Consider the following 17974-nt stretch of genomic DNA (forward strand, 5'->3'; position numbering starts at 1 on the left):
CCGACGGCACTGAACCGGCTTCTTGTCTTCGACATGTGCGTGAAACCGCCCCGCGGTCTGCCGCGCTCACCCCACGAAGACGCAGAAGGGGTGGCCGGCCGGGTCCGCGAACACGTACAGGGGCTCGTCCTCGTCGTCGGAGCGGTCCAGGATGAGGCGTCCGCCCAGGTGCAGCGCGTGGTCGTGGGCCGCGTCGAGGGACTCGCGGTCCGGCACGGTGAAATCCAGGTGCAGCTGCATCGGCACCTCGGGTGACGGCCACGTGCTGGGCTTCAGTTCGTCGGTGCGCTGGAATGTCAGGACGCGGCGGCCGTCGTCGTCCAGCAGCACGAGCCAGTCCGCGCTGTCCGGCTCGCGGCCGTCCGCGAGCTCGTCGCCCGCGCGGTAGTGGAGGCCGAGGAGCTCGCGGTAGAACTCCGCGACGGAACGGATGTCGACGGCGTCGATCACCGGCTGCTGGAGCACGGGGCGAGTGACCATGGCCACACACTAAGCGACCTCGGTGTCCGCGTCAGCGTCTCGGCCTCAGTCGACGTCGTCGCGCCCCGCATCCACCCACCGCGCGGCCGGCACGACGGCGGCCAGCGAGACCACCGCCAGGACCTGCCACCCCGCGAGCGCCCAGCCGACCCCGAGCGCACCGCCTCGATCAGTGGCTGATCCCTCGCCGCCCATCCGGTGGCGGGGGATCAGCCGTGCGGTGGGCACGAGGCCACGGATGGGACCGAGACTTGCGGCGCTCCCGCTTGCGGTGGCCGTACCGGTGGCTGAGAGGCGAATGCGAAAAGCGTGACCGGCCCGATCTTCGGATCAGACACAGGAAGATCCAGGCGCGGTTGAAGTCAGCGTCGTGGAGCCGGCGTCGTAGCGCCGGATTGCGTCGCTGAAATGCAGGGCCTTGCCCTCAGCCCTGCCGCGACGGGCGGATGCGGCAGGCGCCCCTGTGAATGACCACCGATGTCGGTCAGCCGCCGCAGGATCCCACCCGCGGCGGCTGACCGACTGGCGTTCGTCTGTCAGAGTGCGATGGTCACGGACTTCACCTGGGTGTACAGCTCCAAGCTCTCCGCGCCCAGCTCCCGGCCCCAGCCGGACTGCCGAAAGCCACCGAACGGCAGCTGCGAGTCCAGGGCATGGAAGGTATTGACCCACACCGTGCCGGCCTTGAGCCGTGCGGCCACGCGGTGGGCACGGGAGACGTCCCGGGTCCACAGGGCGGCGGCGAGGCCGTATACCGAATCGTTCGCGGCGCGGATCACTTCGTCCTCGTCGGTGAACTTCACGGAGACGGCCACCGGGCCGAAGATCTCCTCGCGGACAATGGACATCTCCGGGGTGGTCTCCGTGAAGAGGGTGGGCTCCACGTAGAAGCCGGCGTCGCCGTGCCGCTGCCCGCCCGTCAGAGCGACGGCACCGTCCCGCTTGCCCTCCTCAACGAAGCCCATCACCCGGTCCAGCTGCTCCTGGGAGACCAGCGGGGTGATGGCGGCGTCCTCGGTGCCCGGACCGATGCTCATCTGGCGCATCTTCGCGGCGAGGGCCTCGTTGAACCGGTCGTAGACGTCGGCGTGCACGAACACGCGCGTGCCGGACTCGCAGGCCTGACCCGAGTTCAGGGTGAATCCCATGAGCGCCCCGTCCACGGCGGCGTCGATGTTGGCATCCGCGAACACGATGTTGGGGGACTTGCCTCCCAGCTCGAGCGACACCTTCTTCAAGTTTTCGGCCGCCGCCCCCACGATCTTCTTGCCCACCTCGGTGGAGCCGGTGAACGCGACCTTGTCCACGTCAGGGTGGGCGGTGAGCGCAGCACCGGCGTCGCCGTGGCCGGTGACGATGTTGACGACGCCAGCCGGCACGCCTGCCTCCGTCAACAGTTCGCCCAGCATCAGTGCTGTCAGCGGCGTCTGCTCCGCGGGCTTGAGGACCACGGTGTTGCCCGTGGCCAGTGCGGGGGCGATCTTCCAGGCCGCCATCAACAGCGGGAAGTTCCATGGGATGATCTGACCGCACACGCCCACGGGCTCGCGCCGTGTGTAGGAGTGAAACTCGGCCTCGGGCGGGGCCAGCAGCATGGATGGAGCATTGACGGCCCCCTGCAGCTTCGAGGGCCAGCCCGCGTAGTAACGGAAGCAGTCCGCAGCGGCGCGGACGTCAAAGGCGCTGGCGATGCCCACGCCTTTGCCCTGGTCGAGGGACTCCAGGAGCGCGAAGTCCTCGAGGCGTTCGGTGATCAGGTTGGAGATCCGCCACAGCAGGTCCTCGCGTACATTCGGCCGCATCCGCACCCATGAGCCCTCGTCGAAGGCGGCACGGGCCGCGGCGACGGCGGCGTCGATGTCGGCCTGCTCGGCGTGCGCCACCGTGGCGAGCACCTCGCCGGTGGCAGGATCCCGGGTCTCGAAGGTCTTCCCGGACGCCGCGTCGACCCATTCACCGCCGATCAGGAGGCGATGGGGGCGGTCCAGGAAGGCGCGTACTCGCGCGGTCATAGGGGAGTTCGATGTCTCAGTCATGGTGCGTCCTAGGAGTCGTGAGATGGGGAGTGGGGCATCAGAACGAGGTGATGACGGAACGGATCACCTCGCCGTTGAGGAGCCGCTCGTACCCGGTATTGATCTCATCGAGGGAGATCTCCTGGGAGACCATGTGGTCCAGATCCATACGTCCCTGGACGTACAGGTCGGCGTACAGCGGGATGTCGCGCTGGATGTTGGAGGAGCCCATGGCCACCGCCTGCAGGCGTCGCTGTGCGAACAGCGAATCGAGCGAGGCGCCGAACTGGGCCGTGGTCCCGGGCGGGGCAATGCCGATCAGGTACGCGGTTCCGCCAGGTCCGAGAACGTCCTGGGCGAGTTGCTGGGTCACTGGCAACCCGATGGCCTCGAACGCGTGGTCCACTCCGGTGCCCGTGATCCCGAGGACCGCCTCGACGGCGTCCCCGGAGCCCGAGTTGACCACGTCGGTGGCGCCGAACCGGCGGGCCGCCTCAAGCTTGGAGTCGTCCAGGTCGATCGCGATCACGCGCTTGGCGCCGCATAGACGGGCACCGCTCACGGCATTGAGGCCGATGCCACCGACGCCCACGACGGCCACCGTGTCACCGGGCCGTACGTGGGCCGTGTTGATGGCCGCGCCAGCACCGGTGACGACCGAGCAACCGATGAGCGCGGCCTGCGGGAAGGGGATGTCCTCGTTGACAACGGCTAGCTGGTTCTCATGGACGAGTACCTGCTCGGCGAATCCGCCCACGTTGACGGACTGGGCGACGGGCGTGCCGTCCTGAAGTGTGAGGCGTGGCTTCTCCTCCGGCCCCCGCACCACAGCCTCCTGATTCAGGCACAGGGTGGTCTGGCCCGCGAGACACCGCGCGCAGGCCCCGCAGTAGGCGATCAGACAGGCGACGACGCGGTCGCCCGGCTTCAGGCTTGTCACGCTGGGGCCGACCGCGGCGACGACACCGGAGATCTCATGCCCTCCGGCGGCGGGCAGGGGCAGGCCGAAGTCGTGGTCGATGAGGTGCAGGTCCGAGTGGCACAGGCCGGAGGCCTTCACGTCCACCAAGACCTCCCGCCCCACCGGGTCGTCGATCACCACATCATGGATCTCGAACTTGCCCCCGACCTTCATTGCGAGCGCTGCGCGCATAATCGTTCTCCATTCACTAGGGTCGATTCCTGTCGCCTGAATATGACCTAGATCACATGTGGCAGAGTCAGGCTATGACCGGTGCCGTAGGGGCGGGGTGTGCAGTTCTGCGACACCCGCGGCGGCGGTGGCCCATCCTGACGGCGGGGGTCCTGGTGATGTGCGGACGGGCGGCCTAGGCTTCTCGACCGTGATGTGCATCTCAGAGTGGCCGCACGGGCGGGCATAACCGTCATGGTGTCGAATCGCCTCGAGACGGAATCCGGCTGGCGGCGGTCCCGGTTGCACGGGGTGCGCGCAGACGACACGCTGACCACTGCCACTCTCGACGTGCGGGCACGCGCGGCGGCACTCGACCATGCGGTCGCCACCACCCTGGCCGACGTGGCGCGTGATTTCGCCGGCCTTGACCTCTTCCTCTTTGCCTCCGACCGCAGCGGACGACTGATCCGCCTCGTGGGGCCATGGAAATCGGCGTTGGGGGAGCAGATTCGGCGGCGGGGGCTGGATGTGGGGGTCTGCCTGGCCGAGGAGGCGGCGGGGTTCAACGGGATCGGCGCCGCCCTTGAGCTGGGCCGAGGCGTCGCCGTCGACGGGGAGGAGCACTATCTCGACGCGTTCCGGGCCTTCTCCTGCTTCGGGGTGCCCCTCGCGCATCCGGGCGTCGGGCGCGTCCATGGGGCGCTCAGCGTGGTGACGTTCGCCGGGGCGACGCCGACGCTCGTGGAGGGCCTGGCCCGGCACCTCGGACGACAGATTGAGCAGGCGCTAGGCGCGGCCACGTACGCAGACGAGTTGCGGCTTCTGACGGAGTTCCGCCGCCTCACCCGGGGCCGGGGTAGTGCCGTGGTGGGCGTGGGTGAGGAGTCGATCCTCCTGAATGCCGCGGCGGAGCGGTTGGTGCGGTGTCTCGACGGATCGGAGCTGCGGGCCCTGGCGGTGCGAGCGCGGCGGGGGGAGCTCGACGGTGGCGATGTGGGCGTGGCGGGGGGCTTCAGCGTCGCGGACGTGTCCGAGGCGTCTGGCATGACCCTGATGCGGTTGGAGAGGGCCGCGACGGAAACCACGCCGCGTCCCACGCCGGGGGCGGGGCGCGGGACCTGGGCTCCGGCCGTCGAAGCGGCCCGCGAGGCACGGGGCTCGGTGAGCGTGATCGGGGAGCCCGGCTCCGGCCGCACGGCGGCCGCCCGGAGGATCGCTGGCCCCGACGCCGTCATACTCGAGGTCGGCCGCGCCCAGACCCCCGAGGACACGACCTGGCTACGGGGGCTCGAGGCCCTCGTGCGGCGGCCCGGCCCGCCGGTGGTGGTTGACGACGTCGACGCGCTGGAACCTCGGCTCTTGCCAGGACTGAGACGAGCCCTCCGACAGGGGCGGTGCCGGATTGTCATGACCGCCCAGGTGCAGCCGACGACCGATGTCTCGGCCGTGCTCGCGTTGACGGAGCATCGCGTCCAGCTCTCGCCGCTGCGCCGTCGGCTCGCCGAGTTCCCGGCGTTGCTGGCGGCTATGGCGGCCCAGGTGCACGGCGCCTCGGCGCCGATGTTCTCCCCGGAGGCCGTGCGCGTCCTGGCGCAGCAGCACTGGCCGGGCAACCTGGTCGAGCTGGAGTACGTCGTGGGCCGTGTTGGGCGGAGGGCTGGGGGCGGCCGTGTGACGGTGGCTGAGCTGCCCGCATCACACCGTGGGGAAGGGACTGTCCCCCTCCTGGGCCTCGAACGGGCCGAGCGGGAGGCGATCATCGACGCATTGGAGTCGGCCGGCGGCAATAAGGTGCGGGCCGCCGCCGCGCTCGGGGTGAGCCGGGCGACGCTCTACCGCCGCCTGCGCACCCTGCGCATCACGCAGGAAGGCTGAGCGGGGCCAGCCGGGTGCCGGGCTGGACGCGCGGCGGGGTGGTCCCGCGCCGGGCCGACGTTCTCTACGCGGGTCGTCCTTATTCCGGACGGCCCGCGCAAGGAGCATCGGTCGCGCGGATTCAGCGCTCAGCCGTCCTCGGCCCGAGATGTCGCGCGGCCGGCACGACGGCGGCCAGCGAGACCACCGCCAGGACCTGCCACCCCGCGAGCGCCCAGCCGACCCCGAGCGTCGCCCCGAGCGCACCTCCCGCGAGGGTCGCCAGCGGCACGGAGCCCCGGGTGAGGGTGCGGCGCATCGCGGTGACCCGCCCGAGCGTGCCCTCGGGGCAGGCGCGGGCGGTCACGGCAGCCTGGGTGATGTTCCCGAGCAGGACCATGAACCCCCAGAGGGCGGCGCCGGCCAGCAGCCACGGCCCGGCATGAGCGCGGTCGGCGTAGGCCAGCAGGTGCAGCCCCACGGCCACGGCGCAGCCGACCGAGCCGAGGAGGATGCACCGGCGCTCGCCCAGGCGGTCGATGGCCCGGCCCGCCAGGGACGAGGCCGTCAGTGCCCCGACCGCGCCCGCGGTGATCTGGATGCCCAGGAACTCCGGCCCGAGCCGCAGGTCGGTCAGGATCCAGACCGCCTCGACCGGGGCGAAGAGGGCCATGCCCACATTGGCGGCCACCGACCCCATCGTCAGCAGCCACAGGACCGGGGTGCGCCGCAGGACCGTCCACCCCTCCGCGGCGTCCTTCCCGAACCGGGCCCAGCGGGAGAGGACGTCCGCGACGCCGGGGTCCCCGTCGTCGTCCGGGACGTCCGCCGCGGCGGAGGGCCGCAACCGCACCCGGAGCGCGACGATCGCCGCCGCGAAGAGGAACGCCGTCGCGATGCCGAGCACGGGCCCTGCGCCCAGCGACCCGACGAGGACGCCCGCCGCGGCGGGCACGATCAACACGAGGGCGGCGTCGGCGGACTCGAGCCGCGCCGTCAGGCGGGCGACGGCGGTGGCCGGCACGACGCGCGGCACGAGCGCGGTCTGGGTGGTCTCGGCCAGCACCGTGAGCACGCCCAGCAGGGTCATGACGGCGGCGAGGTGACCGAACGTGAGCGCGTCGAGCGCCCACGCCGCGACGAGCGAGCCGAGCACCGCCGCCTTGGCGAGGCCGGTGGCCGCGAGCAGCCGCGGGCTGAGGTGTCGGTCCACCACGATGCCGAGGGGCACGCCGAGTAGGAGGAATCCCAACCCGGAGAGCGTCATCAGCACGCCCATGCCGTCGGCGCCCACGCCGAGCAGGAGCACCGCCAGGACGTCCAGGGCGACGTCCGTGGCGGACCGGCCACCCGCGTCGAGGGCGTTGGAGGCGACCAGCCACCGCGCCCGTCCTTCCGGCAGCGGGGGCGTCCCAGTGTCAGAGCCGCGGGGGGCAGGCGTCTGGCGACGCGGGTCCGTGCTCACCGCCACACGTGGAACAGGTAGCCGTAGCTCAGTGATGTCGCTGCGGGGTGCTCGGCGAGCCACGCGTCGGCGACCCCTCGCTCGAACTCCAGCCGCAGGACGGCCTCGAGGTCGGCGCGGGAGTCGAAGGTCCACGAGCTCATGACCTCGCGGGTCTCGGCCCCGATGCCGGCCCACCACTCGCGGGCGTACGTGTCCTGGCCCTGCGCCGCGGCGTTCGTGCTCGCCCGCAGCAGCTCGGCGAACTGGCCGCGCTCGGTGTCGTTGTCGATCACCACGAGCGCGCCGCCGGGCCGCAGCACCCGGGTGACCTCGTCCAGGCCGGGCCGGACGTCCCAGCGCGGGTGCGGGAAGAAGTACGCGAACCGGGCGTGCACGACGTCGACGCTCGCCTCCGGCAGCGGGATCTGCTCGGCCGAGCCGTAGAGCACGCGCGCCCCGCCGGGGCGGGCGCGGGCGGCCCCCAGCAGGCGCGCGTCCGGCTCGACGGCGATCGTCTCGGCCGCGTCGGCGTAGCGGGGCAGCCAGAAGCCGGTGCCCGCACCGAGGTCGAGCAGCGTCCGCCCGGTCCAGGGCGCCGCCTCCTGCAGTGCCGCCCAGAGGGCGCCCTCGCGGTCCATGGCCGCGTTCTCGATCTCGTACAGCGCCGGGTCCACGCCCTGGTTGCCCGAGGGCCGGAAGTCGGGCAGGTCCGTGGCCGGTCCGCCCGGTGTGCTCTGTGTCATGTCCGGGAGTCTGACACACACCCCCCTCCACGCCAGTCCGTCACACGGGTCTGCCTCGGCCCGCCGCGCCCCGGAGAGGCTCCGGCCGGTCCTGGATGGCGCGGTGGCGGCTCATATGACGCGCGAGCCGGCCGTCCGCTGGACTCGCGGCGGCCCGCCGCGTGGGATGGGCTCACCACCCATCCAGAGCGGCCGAGAGATCTGGCTCGACGACGCCGCAGCAACCCGCCCGCCGCACCCGGACCCCCGGGAACGGCAGGCCCGGTGCTACCGCCAGGACCGATGGAGGAGAGCAGATGCCCCGTCACGCCACACAGCAAGTCCACGCCGGCTACGAGCCCGCCGCACCCCACCGGCCGGTCGTCCCGCCCATCCACCAGACCACGGCGTTCCGTTTCCCGGACCACGCCACGGCGGCATCGATGTTCCGGCTCGAGACCCCCGGCTTCACCTACAGCCGCACGGGCAACCCGACCGTCGCGGTGTTCGAGAACCGCCTCGCCGCACTGGAGGGCGGCATCGGCGCGATCGCCACGGCCACCGGCCAGGCCGCCGTCGCGCTGTCCCTGCTGGCGCTGCTGCAGGGCGGCAAGCACCTGGTCGCCTCCAGCCAGCTCTACGGCGGCACCGTGGACCTGCTGACGGACACGTTCGCGGACTTCGGCATCGAGGTCACCTTCGCGGACCCGGCGGACCCGCCCGCGTGGGCCGCAGCGGTCCGGCCCGACACCCGCGCGTTCTTCCTCGAGGCCATCACCAACCCGCTCGCCACCCTCCCGGACCTGCCCGCGCTCGCGGACCTCGCCCACGCGGCCGGTGTGCCCGTGGTGGTGGACAGCACCCTCGCGACGCCGGCCCTCTACCGGCCGCTGGAGCACGGCGCCGACGTCGTCGTGCACTCGGCCACCAAGTTCCTCGGCGGGCACGGCGCGGTGCTCGGCGGCGCGATCGTGGACGGCGGCACGTTCGACTACGGCGCGGCGCCGGACCGGTGGCCGCAGCTGGCCCGGCCCAAGGCCCGCTACGGCGGGCAGACGCTGGTCGAGCGGCACGGCCGCGGCGCCTACCTGACGCTGGCCCGCAGCAAGTTCCTGCACGACCTCGGCCCCACCCTCGCCGCCGCGAGCGCGGCGCAGTTCATCCAGGGGCTCGAGACGCTCGACCTGCGCGTGGCCCGCCACACCGCCACCGCCCTGGCCGTGGCCGAACACCTGGCCGGGCACCCCGCCGTCGCCCGGGTGCACCACCCCGGCGTGGCCGGGCATCCCAGCGCGGCGCTGGCCGCCCGTGACTTCCCGGACGGCGTCGGCTCGGTGTTCTCCTTCGACCTGGCCTGCGGCCCCGAGGCCGTGGCCCCGTTCCTCGACGCGCTCGAGCTGTTCCAGCTGGTGGTCAACGTCGGCGACGCCCGGTCCCTCGTCTCCCACCCGGCGACCATGACGCACTGTCGCCTGACGCGGCAGCAGCGCGAGGACGCCGGGATCGCCGAGACCACCGTCCGGCTCTCCATCGGGCTGGAGTGTCCCGACGACCTGATCGCGGACCTGGACCGTGCCCTGGCCGTGGTGACCGCCGCCGGGCCGGCCGTCCCCGCCACCACGCCCGCCGTCCCCGAGACCGCCGCCGTCACCCAGGAGGTGCGCTGAGATGACCGCTGTCCACCACACCACCCGCTCCGTCTCCCGTCCCGCCGTCCGCGGCTTCACCACCACCGCCGTGCACGCCGGCCAGGAGCCCGACCCGCTGACCGGCGCCGTGGTGCCGCCGATCTACCAGACCAGCACCTTCGTACAGGACGGCATCAACGTGCTGCGCGCTGGGCATGAGTACAGCCGCGGCTCCAACCCGACCCGGAACGGCTTCGAGACCCAGCTCGCCGCCCTCGAGCACGGCGATCGGGCGTTCGCGTTCGCCTCCGGGCTCGCCGCCGAGGACGCCCTCCTGCGGGCCGTGCTGCGCCCCGGCGACCACATCGTGCTGGGCGGCGACGGCTACGGCGGCACCCACCGCCTCATCACCACCGTCCTCGAGCCGTGGGGCGTGTCCAACACCCCCGTGGACATCACCGACCCGACGGCGGTCGCCGCGGCCGTCCGCCCCGGCCGCACCGCGCTGCTGTGGGTGGAGACGCCCTCCAACCCGCTGCTCGGCATCGCGGACCTGGCCGCCTGGGCGCAGATCGCCCACGACGCCGGCGCGCTGCTGGTCGTGGACAACACGTTCGCCTCGCCCTACCTCCAGCGGCCCCTCGACCTCGGCGCGGACGTGGTGGTGCACTCCACCACCAAGTACATCGGCGGGCACTCGGACGTGCTCGGCGGCGCCGTGGTGGTGGCCGACCGCGAGTTCCGCGGCCGGGCGCTGGCCGAGGCGGTGGCCTACCAGCAGTTCGCCGCCGGTGCGGTCGCCGGCCCGCAGGACTCCTACCTCGCCGCCCGCGGCCTCAAGACGCTCGGCCTGCGCATGGACCGGCACGGCGCCAACGCCGCCGCGCTCGCGGGCTGGCTGCAGGGCCGCCCCGAGGTCGCCCAGGTCTTCTACCCCGGGCTGCCCGACCACCCGGGCCACGCGCTCGCCGCGCGGCAGATGGACGGCTTCGGCGGCATCGTCTCCGTCCGGCTGGCCGGGGGAGAGGCCGCGGCCCGCGCGTTCGCCGAGGCCACCGAGCTGTTCGCGCTCTCGGTCAGCCTCGGCGGGGTCGAATCGCTGCTCTGCTACTCCTCCGAGATGACCCACGCCTCCGTGCGGGGCACGCCCCTGGCCGTCCCCACGGACCTGGTCCGGCTCTCCGTCGGCATCGAGGACGTGGCCGACCTGCAGGCGGACCTCGAGGCCGGCCTCGAGTGCGCCGCACGCGTCGCCGCCGGCCGCGGGGCGCCGCCGTCGTCCGCGGTGCCCCGTCCCGCCCCCGCCCACCACCGCACCACCCGCGCCCGCACCCCGGAGAGGACCCGATGAGCCACGCCACCCTTGTCCCGAGCACCGCGCCCACCCGCGTGGACGACCTGACGTTCAGCATCCACACCACGCCGTTCGACGAGGACTACACGCCCGCCGCCAGCACGCGCGCCACCACGAACTTCGCGAACCTCGCCCGCGGCACGGACCGGCGGGAGAACCTGCGCGCCGCCCTGGCCATGATCGACGGGCGCCTCAACGACCTCGCCCCCTGGGACAACCCGGAGCGGGACCGCTACACGGCGCGGATCGAGATCGTCTCGATCGACGTGCACTTCACCGCCGACGACGGCGCGGACGTCGACTTCCCGCTCATGGAGATGCTCGACGTGCGGGTGGTCGAGCGTGCGACGGGCGCCGTGCTCGGCCGCAGTGTGGGGAACAACTTCTCCTCCTACGTCCGCGACCACGACTTCTCGGTGGTGCTGCCCGCGCACGCGGTGACGTCGCCGGGGACCGAGGAGCCCGACGGCTTCGGCGACCTGCACGGGCGGCTGTTCCGGCACCTGCTGGACTCGCAGGCGTACCGGGAGCGGTTCCCGCAGCCGCCCGTGATCTGCATCAGCGTGTCCACGAGCCGCACCTACCGGCGGCTGACGAACGAGCACCCGGTGCTCGGGGTCGAGTACCGCCAGGACGAACCCTCCCGCACGGACCGCTACTTCGGCCGGATGGGCCTGGGGATCCGGTGCTTCCTGCCGCGCGGGGCCGTGGCGCCGCTGGCGTTCTACTCGCGGGGCGACCTGCTCAACGACCACGCGAACCTCTCCCTGGCCGGGCTGATCGCCACCATGGAGACCTTCCAGCGGATCTACCGGCCGGAGATCTACAACGCGAACGCCGGGGCCGGCGAGGTGTACCGGCCGCGCCTGGACCACGGCGACTTCTCGCAGACCCGGATCGCCTACGACCGCGAGGAGCGGGCCCGCCTCGGCCGGGAGCAGGGGGAGTACACGCAGGAGCACTTCGTGGGCCCGCACCGCGACCTGCTGGAGCGCTGGGCCGCCGCCCACGCCGCACGAGACAACGAGGAGACCCGATGACCACCCTGATCCCCACCGCCCTCGTCGGCAGCCTGCCGAAGCCCGGCTGGCTCGCCGAGGAGGAGACGCTCTGGTCGCCCTGGAAGCTCGAGGGGGAGCAGCTGCGCGAGGGCAAGCTCGACGCGCTCGCCCTCGCCGTGGCCGATCAGGAGCGTGCGGGCATCGACATCGTCTGCGACGGCGAGCAGACCCGCCAGCACTTCGTCACCACGTTCATCGAGCACCTCGGCGGTGTGGACTTCGACCGGCGGGAGACGGTGCGGATCCGCGACCGGTACGACGCGAGTGTGCCGACCGTCGTCGGGGAGGTGGGCCGGCCGGCGCCGGTGTTCGTGGACGACGCGAAGGCTCTGCGCGCCCGGACGGACCGGCCCATCAAGTGGACCCTGCCCGGGCCGATGACCATGATCGACACCCTCGCCGACCGCCACTACGGCAGCCGCGAGAAGCTCGCGTGGGAGTTCGCGCGCATCCTCAACGAGGAGGCGCGGGAGCTGGCGGCGGTGGGCGTCGACGTCGTGCAGTTCGACGAGCCCGCGTTCAACGTGTTCTTCGACGACGTCCGCGACTGGGGCGTGGCGACGCTCGAGCGTGCGGCCGAGGGCCTGACGTGTGAGACGGCCGTGCACATCTGCTACGGCTACGGGATCAAGGCGAACAACGACTGGAAGGCCACGCTCGGGGAGGAGTGGCGCCAGTACGAGACGTCGTTCCCGCTGCTGCGCGAGTCCACGATCGACACGATCGCCCTGGAGCGGCACCACTCCCGGGTGCCGGCGGAGCTCATCGGCCTGCTGCGCGGCAAGAAGGTGATGGTCGGCGCGATCGACGTGGCGAGCGACGAGATCGAGACGCCCGAGGAGGTCGCGGCGACCCTCCGGGAGACCCTCGAGTTCGTGGACGCGGACAAGCTGATCGCGAGCACCAACTGCGGCATGGCGCCGCTGGCTCGCTCCGTGGCGCGGGACAAGACCGCCGCGCTCGTGGCCGGCGCGCGGATCCTCCGGGAGGAGCTGGGCGGGGAGTGAGGGGGGCCTGATGGCCTTGCCTGGCCGGCGGGGCCCCGTCAGGATCGTCTGCATGGATCCTGATGCGAGCCCCCGTGTCCGGCTCACCGCTGACGATCCCCGGCCGGGCAGTCGTCCCGCGACGTCGACCGAGGGGCCCCACCGACAGCTTGATCAGCGATCATCGCCGGAGCTGTGGGGCCGTCTGGTCGCTGCGGTGTTCGCCCTCGACGGCGTCGAGGAGGGCCACAGCACCGTCTCGCCAGCAACGTCGCGCGCCCTCCACCTGACAGGCCGGCCGGAGGAGCGCACCCCGGAGGTCAACCTCTCACCAGGCCGGCGCTGGGAGCCGGTGCACCTGCATGGGGTGGACGACACGTCAGTGCACCTCGTCCTGGCGCCCGAGCGCGGCGTCCGTCTGGCCGAGCTCGGATGGCTCGAACCGCATGGCTACGCGGACTTCGGCACGGAGTGGATGCTCTACGGTCCGCGGGACGAGGCAGAGCTGGCCGTCGTCGTCGGGATCATCGAGGAGTCGCTCGCCTACGCGCGCGGTTGACGCAGCGCCCCGGAGCGGGGAAGCGGACGCGAGAGGAAACTGCGAATTTTTCGTTTTCGCGGGTAGTCTTGTTCCATGACTGCGACGGTGAATGACAAGCACACGGTGCTGCCGCCGACGGACCTCGAGGAGATGCTCGACGTCGGCAGGTTCCTCGACGGCCTGACGCAGCCGGCCGCCCTGGTCGGCCCTGATGGGCAGAAGGTCCCCCTGCCGCCAGAGGCTTTCAACGTCCTGCGGGACGTCGTCGAGGCGATGCGGGTGGGCAAGGCCATCACGGTGGCACCCGTCGACCAGCTGCTCACGACACAGGAGGCGGCGAACTTCCTCGGCATCAGTCGTCCCACGCTGGTGAGGCTGCTCGAGGAGGGCGCGTTGCCGTACGAGAGGACGACCGGTGGTCGGCACCGACGCATCCGGCTCCAAGACGTCGTGTCCTATCAGCAGCGGAAGCGCGGGGAGCGGCGTGCCTCGCTGAGCGACCTCGTAGGGGAGGCCTCGTCTGCGGGGCTCTACGACCAGAAGGCGGAGTCCTACCGCGAGGCGTTGCGTCAGGCTCGCGCCGACCTCCGGGGTGAGCGCGGGTAGTGGCGCGCTTCAGCGCGGTGCTCGACGCGTGCGTCCTCGTGCCCATCGCCCAAGCGGACACCTTGCTGCATCTGGCCGAGGCGGGCCTCTATCGGCCGGTATGGAGCGGGCGGATCCTCGACGAGACGGTGCGCGCACTGGAAGCGATGCATCCAGACATGCGTGCGTCGGGGGCGGCGCGTCACCGTGCCGGGGTCATGGACGCCGCCTTCGACGACGCGCGGGTCGAGGGGTGGGAGCAGCTCGTGCCCGGGATTGATCTTCCGGACCCCGATGATCGGCATGTGGTCGCCGCCGCGATCCAGGGACGTGCTGACCTGATCGTCACGGCGAATCTGAAGGACTTCCCGCGGGAGGTCGTTGAGTCCTTCGACATCGAGGTGCAGAGTCCGGATGAGTTTTTCATGAACCAGCTCGACCTGGACCCGGCTCGAGTGATGACGGCCCTCGCAGCCCAAGCGGGCGCGACACGGAATCCTCCGTTGACCGTCAGGGACGTCCTTGAGCGGCTGGTGCCGTGCGGTGCACCCCTGTTCGCGGAGGCCGCACGAGCCCAGCTCTGGCGGGTCGACGTTGAGCGACCTTGATTCAGCCCGACGCCAGAACCGGCGTCTGTCGGCTCACCCCCACACGCCGGAACCGGCGATGAGCCGGACCGCGAGCACCGCCATGACCACCGCGATCACCACGTCCACCACGCGCCACGCCTTCGGGTCGGCGAGCACCCGGGCCAGCAGGCGTGCGCCGTAGCCGAGCGCGGTGAACCACAGGACCGAGGCGGCGACGGCGCCGGCGGCGAAGACCCACCGCGCGTCGGGACCGTGCTGGTTGGCGAGGCTGCCCAGCAGCACCACGGTGTCCAGGTAGACGTGCGGGTTGAGCCAGGTCAGCGCGAGCGTGGTGGCGATGACCGAACCCGCGGTGCGCGGCGCCTGCTCGGCGACGAGCCCCTGCGGGCGCAGCGCGGCACGCAGGGAGGAGACCGCGAACCAGAGCAGGTACAGGGCGCCGCCCCAGCGCAGCACCTCGAGCAGCCACGGCACGGCCTGCACGAGCGCACCCACCCCGGCGGTCCCGGCCAGGATCAGCACGGCGTCCGAGGCCATGCACACCAGCACGACGGCGCCCACATGCTCCCGGCGCACGCCCTGGCGGAGCACGAAGGCGTTCTGGGCGCCGATGGCGACGATGAGGGCGAGTCCGGTGAGCAGGCCGGTGCCGGCGAGGGTCCACATGGGTGAGGACGCTAGGGCCCGGCCGGGCCTGAGCCAAACGAAGAGAACTGCAGGTGCCTAAGCTCTGCTTCATGAACCTTGATCAGCTGCAGGCGCTGCGTGCGATCGCGGACGAGGGCTCGTTCGAGGCGGCCGCGTACGAGCTCGGCGTCAGCGCCTCGGCGGTCAGCCAGCGCATCCGCGCCCTGGAGCGGGAGGTGGGCCAGGTGCTGCTCCGGCGCGGCACACCCTGCGAGCCGACTGAGGCCGGCGTCGGCCTGGTGCGCGTGGCCCGGCACATGCGGGTGCTCGAACAGGAGGCGTGGGCCGGGCTGGGCCGCACGGCGGCCGGGCGCAGCGTCACCTCCCTGGCCGTGCCCGCCGACGTGCTGGGCACGTGGTTCGGGCCCGTCCTGGCCGAGGCCGCCGACTGGGACGACACGGTCCTGGACCTGCACGTCGAGGACCAGGACCACAGCGCCCGGCTGCTGCGCCGGGGCGAGGTGCTGGCCGCCGTCACCACGGAGCCGCAGCCGGTGCAGGGGTGTGCGGCGGAGCCGCTGGGGAGCATGCGCTACGTCCCGCTCGCCTCGCCCGCCCTGCGCGCCCGGCACGCGGCGGGCGACGTCGTCGACCTCGGCGCGATGCCCATGATGCGCTACAACGCGAAGGACGACCTGCAGCGCCTCGCGCTGAGCGGCGCCGGGCTGGACGTCGCCCCGCCCACGCACCTGGCGCCGTCGTTCGACGGGTTCCACCGGTCCGTCCGGGCCGGCCTGGGGTGGGGGATGCTCGTGGACGCCCAGGCCGTCGAGGACGTGCGCGCCGGCCGGCTGGTCCGCGTGCCCGGGCTCGACGACGTCCTCGTGCCCCTGTACTGGCAGGCGGCCACACTGCCCGTGACGCGCCTGGTGCGGCTCACGCGGGCGGTGCGGGAGGCGGCCCAGCGGACGCTCGAGCGGGGGTGAGGCGGCACCAAGGGGCGCGGGCCGTCAGCGACGTCGCAGCGGTGCCGGCGCCTCCATGGAGGCCTCGACCAGCACCGGCCGGAAGCCCAGTGCCTCGTTGACGTCGAGCATGTGCCGGTTCTCCTCGGCGTTCCACGTGATGATCGCGCGGGCCCCGGGCAGCGCGTCGCGGACGGCGATGAGGTTCGCCGCCTTCACGCGCATGCCGAGGCGGCGGCCGCGGTGCTCGGGCAGCACGATGGTGTCCCACTGGTCGATCAGCCCGTCCGGGCGCGAGCGGGGCGCCACCAGCTCGCTCAGGGCGACGATCCGACCGGTGGCACGGTGCCGCGCCACCGCGCGGAAGAGCCGCCCGGTCGTGAGGATCTGCTCGTCCATGCGACGCACGCGGGCCGCATCCCAGACCTGCTCCACCACGGTGCGTTCCCCGGACGGCACGTCCGTGGCCATGCGGGCCTTGAGGACGGCGACGTCGTCCTGCAGGGACGCGTCGGCCGCGCCCTCCCAGGCGTGGAGCTCGTAGTCCGACGAGACGCCTTCGGCCTCGGCCAGGGCGACGGCGGGGTCGATCCCGGGATCGGCGAAGTCATACCGGCTCACCCGCTCGGTCTGGACGAGCGCGAAGCCGTAGGACTGGGCGAGACGCACACCCGGATGCTCGGCGGGCACCGCACCGGCGCCGTTGGGCGGGGTGAGCGTCCGTTGCCCGGCCACCGGCCGCGGCGTCAGCGGCCAGGTCTCGAAACGGGTGAGGCCGGCGGTGTCCAGGACGAGCCGCTCGGCCAGTGCGCGGCCGTGGCCGCGTCCGCGGTGCCGCGGGTGGATGTAGACGTTGAGGGCGGCCGCGTCAGGGTCGTCGACGTGGTTGATCAGGACGCGGGCGTAGCCGACCGCCTCGCCGTCGACGTACGCCAGGTAGCGGCGCTGCGTGTGGTCGGTCTCGGCGGCGGCCTGGATGAGCGCGTCCCTGGGGGTCTCGTCCCACTCGGTCGTGCCGATCAGCTCGTGGTTGTACTCGTCTCCGAGGTGGCAGTAGGCCCGCCAGTGGGGGTCGTCCGACGAGGCGGGCAGGGGGAATTCGATGATGTCAGGCATGCGGTGACTGCTTTCTGAAGAAAGGGGTGGGCGCAGAGGCGCCCGTCGAGCCGTGCTCGAGACGGGCGCGCGGGGAGGCCGGTGGTGGGTCGTCCGACCCACGGGGTCACTGCTGCTGCATCATGGGGTGAACTGTGTCACGACGCGGATCGGTGGGCAAGGGCCTTTGCTGTCGAGATGCAGGCAAAGTTCCCCACGACGCGCGGGGAACTCTTCGCATATCGGGCGGGATCCGGCCGGGGTGACACTGGGTGTCCAGGTGGGCGCCCCCGCGGGTCCCGGGGATCGCCCGAAACGTACGGGCGGCTGCCGCTCTGGCGGGTTGGTTGTGGCGGGCCGTGCGGCGGGGGGCAGGGCCGGAGGTGGCGCACACGGCGCATGGCAGGGCCCCTCGTCACTAACGACCGAATCTGCCTATCCCACGGGGCGAAATCCGAGCCGCTGGTAGATCCTCATGGCCGCATCGGAGGTGCCCTGTCCGAAGCGCAGACTCAGAGTGTGGTCACCGGCGTCGCAGCAGGTTGCGATGGCGTGTTGGACCAGAGCCCGCCCGATCCCCTTCCCGCGTGCGTGGGGATCAATGAAGAGGTCGATGATGAACGGACCAGTGAGGTGTTCGTCCCAGATCGAGTGGGTGACCACCATGATGGCTCCGGCGAGACGGCCACCCACCCACGCTGTAGTGCTCGCATCGGCGCGCAGCTTTCCGTAGTCACCGCGGAAGGTCGCGTTCATCTCCTCGCGCGCCGGTCAAGTCCCTGGAAGTGGTGTAACCGTCTTCGAGGTTGTAGGGGGCTTGTACCTGTCAGGTCTGCAGGGTCGGCATCACCTCCGTGCTCATCACGGTCTCTTGCTCCGTGGTCAGGGG

Annotated in this window: 18 protein-coding genes; 9 read left to right on the forward strand and 9 right to left on the reverse strand. The window is 72.1% G+C overall.

Annotated features, from left to right (window positions below):
• Positions 1–66 precede the first annotated feature (66 nt).
• The 4 genes from ACUW6W_RS08625 to ACUW6W_RS08640 form a co-directional block, all read right to left on the reverse strand.
• The gene (locus ACUW6W_RS08625) at positions 67–480 is read right to left on the reverse strand and encodes a VOC family protein (RefSeq protein ID WP_454180126.1); all 414 of its coding nucleotides are present in this window, start codon (positions 478–480) and stop codon (positions 67–69) included.
• A 45-nt stretch (positions 481–525) separates the two neighbouring features.
• Positions 526–708 carry a hypothetical protein gene (locus ACUW6W_RS08630; protein WP_020626556.1) on the reverse strand — a complete coding sequence of 61 codons (183 nt, stop codon included), beginning with the start codon at positions 706–708 and terminating at the stop codon, positions 526–528.
• A gap of 308 nt (positions 709–1016) precedes the next feature.
• Positions 1017–2516: an aldehyde dehydrogenase family protein gene (locus ACUW6W_RS08635; protein WP_036314923.1), complete on the reverse strand. Its 1500-nt coding sequence runs from the start codon at positions 2514–2516 to the stop codon at positions 1017–1019.
• A gap of 37 nt (positions 2517–2553) precedes the next feature.
• The gene (locus ACUW6W_RS08640; RefSeq protein WP_020626558.1) at positions 2554–3648 is read right to left on the reverse strand and encodes a zinc-binding dehydrogenase; all 1095 of its coding nucleotides are present in this window, start codon (positions 3646–3648) and stop codon (positions 2554–2556) included.
• A 237-nt stretch (positions 3649–3885) separates the two neighbouring features.
• Between ACUW6W_RS08640 and ACUW6W_RS08645 the strand changes: the two genes are divergently transcribed.
• The gene (locus ACUW6W_RS08645) at positions 3886–5505 is read left to right on the forward strand and encodes a helix-turn-helix domain-containing protein (RefSeq protein WP_159227960.1); all 1620 of its coding nucleotides are present in this window, start codon (positions 3886–3888) and stop codon (positions 5503–5505) included.
• A 121-nt stretch (positions 5506–5626) separates the two neighbouring features.
• Here the strand turns inward: ACUW6W_RS08645 and ACUW6W_RS08650 are convergent, their stop codons facing one another.
• Together ACUW6W_RS08650 and ACUW6W_RS08655 are read right to left on the reverse strand one after the other, a co-directional pair.
• Entirely contained in the window at positions 5627–6949 is a 1323-nt protein-coding gene (locus tag ACUW6W_RS08650; RefSeq protein WP_223247479.1) for an MFS transporter, read from the reverse strand.
• Positions 6946–7674: a class I SAM-dependent methyltransferase gene (locus tag ACUW6W_RS08655; RefSeq protein WP_454180127.1), complete on the reverse strand. Its 729-nt coding sequence runs from the start codon at positions 7672–7674 to the stop codon at positions 6946–6948. Before ACUW6W_RS08655 ends, ACUW6W_RS08650 begins: the two co-directional genes overlap by 4 nt.
• Positions 7675–7970: 296 nt before the next feature.
• On the opposite strand from ACUW6W_RS08655, the gene ACUW6W_RS08660 reads away from it, so the two are divergent.
• The 7 genes from ACUW6W_RS08660 to ACUW6W_RS08690 all read left to right on the forward strand — a co-directional run bounded on the left by ACUW6W_RS08660 (position 7971) and on the right by ACUW6W_RS08690 (position 14416).
• Entirely contained in the window at positions 7971–9320 is a 1350-nt protein-coding gene (locus tag ACUW6W_RS08660; protein WP_036314933.1) for an O-acetylhomoserine aminocarboxypropyltransferase/cysteine synthase family protein, read from the forward strand.
• Position 9321: 1 nt separating this feature from the next.
• Positions 9322–10632, forward strand: a complete 1311-nt coding sequence (locus ACUW6W_RS08665) for a cystathionine gamma-synthase (RefSeq protein WP_036314936.1) — start codon at positions 9322–9324, stop codon at positions 10630–10632.
• Entirely contained in the window at positions 10629–11675 is a 1047-nt protein-coding gene (locus ACUW6W_RS08670) for a putative oxygenase MesX (RefSeq protein WP_051995257.1), read from the forward strand. Before ACUW6W_RS08665 ends, ACUW6W_RS08670 begins: the two co-directional genes overlap by 4 nt.
• Positions 11672–12703: a methionine synthase gene (locus ACUW6W_RS08675; protein ID WP_036314939.1), complete on the forward strand. Its 1032-nt coding sequence runs from the start codon at positions 11672–11674 to the stop codon at positions 12701–12703. The genes ACUW6W_RS08670 and ACUW6W_RS08675 overlap by 4 nt, the downstream gene beginning before the upstream one ends.
• Before the next feature lie 196 nt (positions 12704–12899).
• Positions 12900–13241, forward strand: a complete 342-nt coding sequence (locus ACUW6W_RS08680; RefSeq protein WP_036314941.1) for a luciferase domain-containing protein — start codon at positions 12900–12902, stop codon at positions 13239–13241.
• A gap of 75 nt (positions 13242–13316) precedes the next feature.
• A complete protein-coding gene (locus ACUW6W_RS08685; protein WP_036314943.1) occupies positions 13317–13829 on the forward strand; it encodes a helix-turn-helix domain-containing protein in 513 nt (170 codons plus the stop codon).
• Positions 13829–14416 (forward strand): PIN domain-containing protein, encoded by a 588-nt coding sequence (locus ACUW6W_RS08690; protein WP_036314945.1) that lies wholly within the window; start codon positions 13829–13831, stop codon positions 14414–14416. Before ACUW6W_RS08685 ends, ACUW6W_RS08690 begins: the two co-directional genes overlap by 1 nt.
• A 33-nt stretch (positions 14417–14449) precedes the next feature.
• Here the strand turns inward: ACUW6W_RS08690 and lysE are convergent, their stop codons facing one another.
• The gene (gene lysE, locus ACUW6W_RS08695; protein WP_036314948.1) at positions 14450–15064 is read right to left on the reverse strand and encodes an L-lysine exporter; all 615 of its coding nucleotides are present in this window, start codon (positions 15062–15064) and stop codon (positions 14450–14452) included.
• 71 nt (positions 15065–15135) lie between these two features.
• Here lysE and ACUW6W_RS08700 point away from each other — a divergent pair, with 71 nt between their 5' ends.
• Positions 15136–16011, forward strand: coding sequence for an ArgP/LysG family DNA-binding transcriptional regulator (locus tag ACUW6W_RS08700; protein WP_036314951.1), 876 nt, complete (start codon positions 15136–15138; stop codon positions 16009–16011).
• Positions 16012–16035: 24 nt separating this feature from the next.
• Here ACUW6W_RS08700 and ACUW6W_RS08705 read toward each other — a convergent pair whose 3' ends face one another.
• Together ACUW6W_RS08705 and ACUW6W_RS08710 are read right to left on the reverse strand one after the other, a co-directional pair.
• Positions 16036–17106 (reverse strand): GNAT family N-acetyltransferase, encoded by a 1071-nt coding sequence (locus ACUW6W_RS08705; protein WP_036314953.1) that lies wholly within the window; start codon positions 17104–17106, stop codon positions 16036–16038.
• Between the two features lie 414 nt (positions 17107–17520).
• Complete coding sequence (locus tag ACUW6W_RS08710) at positions 17521–17841, reverse strand: GNAT family N-acetyltransferase (protein WP_256999309.1); 321 nt, start codon at positions 17839–17841, stop codon at positions 17521–17523.
• Positions 17842–17974: the final 133 nt, after the last annotated feature.

This window comes from Micrococcus sp. 093350064-1, from assembly GCF_053627955.1.

What these genes read in the sequence shown, in the direction of transcription:
- ACUW6W_RS08665 (WP_036314936.1), top strand. Translation starts at nt 9,322, where the DNA reads ATGACCGCTGTCCACCACACCACCCGCTCCGTCTCCCGTCCCGCCGTC.
- ACUW6W_RS08640 (WP_020626558.1), bottom strand. Translation starts at nt 3,648, where the DNA reads ATGCGCGCAGCGCTCGCAATGAAGGTCGGGGGCAAGTTCGAGATCCAT.
- ACUW6W_RS08685 (WP_036314943.1), top strand. Translation starts at nt 13,317, where the DNA reads ATGACTGCGACGGTGAATGACAAGCACACGGTGCTGCCGCCGACGGAC.
- ACUW6W_RS08675 (WP_036314939.1), top strand. Translation starts at nt 11,672, where the DNA reads ATGACCACCCTGATCCCCACCGCCCTCGTCGGCAGCCTGCCGAAGCCC.
- ACUW6W_RS08655 (WP_454180127.1), bottom strand. Translation starts at nt 7,674, where the DNA reads ATGACACAGAGCACACCGGGCGGACCGGCCACGGACCTGCCCGACTTC.
- ACUW6W_RS08660 (WP_036314933.1), top strand. Translation starts at nt 7,971, where the DNA reads ATGCCCCGTCACGCCACACAGCAAGTCCACGCCGGCTACGAGCCCGCC.
- ACUW6W_RS08635 (WP_036314923.1), bottom strand. Translation starts at nt 2,516, where the DNA reads ATGACTGAGACATCGAACTCCCCTATGACCGCGCGAGTACGCGCCTTC.
- ACUW6W_RS08625 (WP_454180126.1), bottom strand. Translation starts at nt 480, where the DNA reads ATGGTCACTCGCCCCGTGCTCCAGCAGCCGGTGATCGACGCCGTCGAC.
- ACUW6W_RS08710 (WP_256999309.1), bottom strand. Translation starts at nt 17,841, where the DNA reads ATGAACGCGACCTTCCGCGGTGACTACGGAAAGCTGCGCGCCGATGCG.
- ACUW6W_RS08705 (WP_036314953.1), bottom strand. Translation starts at nt 17,106, where the DNA reads ATGCCTGACATCATCGAATTCCCCCTGCCCGCCTCGTCGGACGACCCC.
- ACUW6W_RS08700 (WP_036314951.1), top strand. Translation starts at nt 15,136, where the DNA reads ATGAACCTTGATCAGCTGCAGGCGCTGCGTGCGATCGCGGACGAGGGC.
- lysE (WP_036314948.1), bottom strand. Translation starts at nt 15,064, where the DNA reads ATGTGGACCCTCGCCGGCACCGGCCTGCTCACCGGACTCGCCCTCATC.
- ACUW6W_RS08670 (WP_051995257.1), top strand. Translation starts at nt 10,629, where the DNA reads ATGAGCCACGCCACCCTTGTCCCGAGCACCGCGCCCACCCGCGTGGAC.